We start from the raw sequence: 3,949 nt of genomic DNA, 5'->3' as shown, positions 1-3,949 counted from the left end.
GTGGTACTCGTAGAACGCGCGGCGGCGCTCGTCCATCGTGGTGTGCTGTTCCCACGCCTCGGGAATCATCATCATCGCGGCGTGAGCGAGCGAATAGCCGCTCATCGTCAGCAACTCCAGCGCGTTGTCGAAGGTGGCCGTATCGGACTGGCCCTCGAAGCTGATTGGGTAGAGCTTCTGCAGGTCGTCGCCGAGCACCGGCGACTTCATCACGCCTTCGCGCGCACGCATCCAGTTGAAGTTGCCCTTGACGGTGTTGATCTCGCCGTTGTGCGCCACCATGCGGTAGGGGTGGGCCAGCGGCCACTCGGGGAAGGTGTTGGTGGAGAAGCGCTGGTGCACGAGCGCGAGCGCCGAGGTGACGCGCGGGTCTTGCAAGTCCTTGTAGTACTTGCCCACCTGGTCGGCCAGCAGCAGGCCCTTGTAGATGATGGTGCGGCAGCTCATGCTGGGCACGTAGTACTCGTGGCTGTGCGTGAGCTTCAGGCGCTGGATGGCGCTCGAGGCCGTCTTGCGGATCACGTACAGCTTGCGCTCCAGCGCGTCGGGCACGATCACGTCGGCGCCGCGGGCGATGAAGATCTGCCGAATGATCGGCTCCTTCTGGCGCACGGTGGGCGACATCGGCATGTCGGTGTCGACCGGCACGTCGCGCCAGCCCAGCAGCACCTGGCCTTCGGTCTTGACGGCGCGCTCCAGCGCTTCTTCGCAAGCCAGGCGGGAGGCATGCTCCTTCGGAAGGAAGATCATGCCCACGCCGTACTCGCCGGGAGGCGGCAACTCGATGCCTTTGGCGGCCATCTCGGCGCGGTAGAACTCGTCGGGGATCTGGATCAGGATGCCCGCGCCGTCGCCCATCAGCTTGTCGGCACCGACAGCACCCCGGTGGTCGAGGTTCTCGAGGATCTTCAGCCCCTGCTCGACGATGTGATGAGCCTTGTGCCCCTTGATGTGCGCCACGAAGCCGACGCCGCAGGCATCGTGTTCGTTGGCGGGGCTGTAGAGGCCGAACTCGGCCGCGTCACGCAATTCTTCAGGGGCAGCAACCCCTTGGGCGGCCTGGTTCATGGCGCACTCCGTCTCAAAGCTGTGGATGGAGCGAAGAATACTGCAGCGCAGCAGCCGTCACAATCAAATGAATCGGGGTCAGGAACTAATTAATAGCTCGGCAAAATCAGACCTTCTCAATTGGGGCCAGATTGCCAGCCCGCTTGGGCGGCCGACCGCGTGGCCGGGGCTCAACCCGCCGATCAGTGGCGGCCGCCAGGCGCTCCAGAAAGCCACGCGAACCGAGCGGCCACCCTTTCGCAACTGCATCGGCAATCTGCGCCAACTCCTGTGAAGTAAGCGCCTGCTGCAACACCTCTCTATAGGCAGCCTCACGCTCGAAAGGCGTGTTACCCAAAGACCAGTACTGGAGGTGGTCGCCGACAAGAGGATCGGTTCGCTCGCCACGGTGATGCGCCGCGCTGGACCACACCACATGCCCCAGTTGCGTGCTTGCGTCCACGCTGATGCCCAAGTCTTCCGTGTAGCGCATGCACGAAAGCAAATGTTGTTCCGGTTCTACAACAGTCGCTCGGAAGCGCCCCTCCCACAAGCTCCCCATGTGGCCGTGCCGGCGGTTGAAGCTGCTGCCATAGCGCCGGCCAAGCGCTTGCATCATCCGGCTCAGGCTGTCGGTTGCATTCGGTGTGACCAGCAATCGCACCTCGTTGTCACGCAGCCCGTACGCATGAATCACCACACCCGCACTGGCCGCCGATTCGCGCAGCAGATCGAGAAAGAGCCCGCGATCGGCATCGTCCCGAAACACCGGCTGCCGGTTGTGCCCGGTCTGCGTCAGCAGATGCGGCCAGCCTGGAACGCACAGTCGGGGGAGCCGAGCCATGGATGTCAGTCGAACAGCCGGCGACCCGTCAGTCGCTCATGCTCGCGCAGCGCGAAGCGATCCGTCATGCCGGCGATGTAATCGGCTGTGCCGCGCAGGCGCGTCGATGGGGAGTCCTGGATCGCCTCCGACTGGTACGCCGCGAACAGCTCGTGAATGACCTCTTTCGCGCGATCGGTGGTGGAAGTCACTTGCGGATGCCGGTAGAGGTTGGTCCGCAGAAAGCGCTTCAGCGCGATGCTCTCGCGCGCCATGGCTTCACTGAAGCAGACCAGAGGCGGTGCGCTGCGCACCTCATCCACATGCAGCGGCGCGCTCTCGAGAAGTGCAGCGCTCGTAGCATCCAGAACGTCGTAGACCTGGGCCGAGAGCATCAGGCGAATGCTTTCGAACAGCAGGCGGCGCCCGGCCAGACCGGGATGTCGATCGAGAGCCTGCCTGCGAAAGCGCGCGAACAAGGGAACATCCTCCAGTTGATCGAGGCTGAGCAAGCCCGAGCGCACGCCGTCGTCGACATCGTGGGCGTTGTAGGCAATCTCGTCGGCCAGGTTGCACAACTGGGCCTCCAGGCTGGGCTGGGTGCGCTCAATGAAGCGCCGGCCGACACCTCCCGGCTCATTGGCATCCAGCCGTTCGGCATGGCGCAGCGAGCAATGCTTCAAGATGCCCTCGCGGGTTTCGAACGTCAGGTTGAGCCCGTCGAAGTCAGGGTAGCGCTCCTCCAAACTGTCCACGACTCGGAGGCTTTGCAGGTTGTGCTCGAAGCCACCGCTCGCCGGATCTGCCGCTCGAAGGCAGTCATTCAACGCGTCCTGTCCGGCGTGGCCGAATGGGGTGTGGCCGAGGTCATGCGCCAGCGCGATCGCCTCGACCAGGTCTTCGTTGAGGCCCAGTGTCCTCGCAATCGAGCGCCCCAGCTGAGCAACTTCCAGCGAGTGCGTCAGGCGGGTTCGAAAGAGATCCCCTTCGTGGTTCAGGAAGACTTGCGTCTTGTAGACCAGCCGCCGAAAGGCCGTGCTGTGCACGATCCGATCTCGATCGCGCTGGTACTCGCTGCGTGTCGGGGCAGGCGCTTCGGGGTGACGCCGACCCCGCGACGCTTCAGGGACGCACGCATAGGGTTTCAACATGGAGCCGACAACCAGGCAGGACCTCGTCAGAGGGTGTGTGCGGCAATGACCTCGCGAACCACATGATCCGGAGCGGCCCGCACCGATGCGCGACCTGGAGCATCAATCACCACGAAACGAATCTCGCCGCCTTCGGACTTCTTGTCGATGCGCATCAGTTCCAGATATCGCTCGGCACCCAGATCCGGTCCACGCACAGGCAACTTGGCGCGCTCGATCAGCCGTGTCAGGCGATCGACGTAGGCGGAGTCGATGAGGCCCAGGCGGCGCGACAAATCCGCGGCCATCACCATCCCACAGCCCACAGCCTCGCCGTGCAGCCAGGCCCCGAAGCCAAGACCCGCTTCGATTGCATGACCGAAGGTGTGGCCAAAGTTCAAGATCGCCCGAAGCCCGGATTCACGCTCATCTTGACCTACCACCCACGCCTTGATTTCGCAGGAGCGCTTGACGGCGTAGGCCAGCGCCTTCTTGTCGCGAGCCCACAGCGCGTCGAAGTTTGCCTCGATCCAGCTGAGAAACGCGTCATCGGCAATCGGTCCGTACTTGATCACTTCGGCCAATCCAGCCGAGATCTCTCGGTCTGGCAAAGTGTCGAGCGTGTCAAGGTCGGCGATCACCCGCAGGGGTTGGTAGAAGGCCCCAATCATGTTCTTGCCCAGGGGGTGGTTGATGGCGGTCTTGCCACCCACGGACGAGTCCACCTGCGCCAACAACGTCGTCGGTACTTGGACGAAGGGGACGCCTCGCATGTAGCACGCGGCAGCGAAGCCGGTGATGTCGCCCACCACGCCACCGCCCAGAGCGAAGAGCACCGTCTTGCGGTCGCACCCTCTGCTCAAGAGCGTCTCGAAGATTTGGTTCAGCGAACTCCAGTCTTTGTAGGACTCGCCATCGGGGAGGTCGATCTGCAAGACGCTTGGATAGC

The 3,949-nt window shown here is 63.4% G+C and carries 3 protein-coding genes and 1 pseudogene; all 4 read right to left on the bottom strand.

Annotated features, from left to right (window positions below; all coding sequences use genetic code 11):
* Positions 1-1,068: pseudogene (locus VFL64_RS12130) on the bottom strand (glutamate synthase subunit alpha); the annotation flags it as partial.
* A 106-nt stretch (positions 1,069-1,174) separates the two neighbouring features.
* On the bottom strand, positions 1,175-1,891 hold the full coding sequence (locus tag VFL64_RS12125) for a transposase (protein WP_489540634.1): 717 nt from the start codon (positions 1,889-1,891) through the stop codon (positions 1,175-1,177).
* A 5-nt stretch (positions 1,892-1,896) separates the two neighbouring features.
* Positions 1,897-3,021, bottom strand: a complete 1,125-nt coding sequence (locus tag VFL64_RS12120; RefSeq protein WP_489540633.1) for a deoxyguanosinetriphosphate triphosphohydrolase — start codon at positions 3,019-3,021, stop codon at positions 1,897-1,899.
* 26 nt (positions 3,022-3,047) lie between these two features.
* Positions 3,048-3,949, bottom strand: a 902-nt coding sequence (gene aroB / locus VFL64_RS12115; protein ID WP_489540632.1) for a 3-dehydroquinate synthase, incomplete at its 5' end; no start/stop codon positions are given.

The sequence above is a fragment of the Rhizobacter sp. genome, from assembly GCF_035702065.1.
Lineage (GTDB): Bacteria > Pseudomonadota > Gammaproteobacteria > Burkholderiales > Burkholderiaceae_C > Rhizobacter.
Note: the sequence above shows the minus strand (reverse complement) of the source record. Positions and strands in the feature narration are given on the sequence as shown.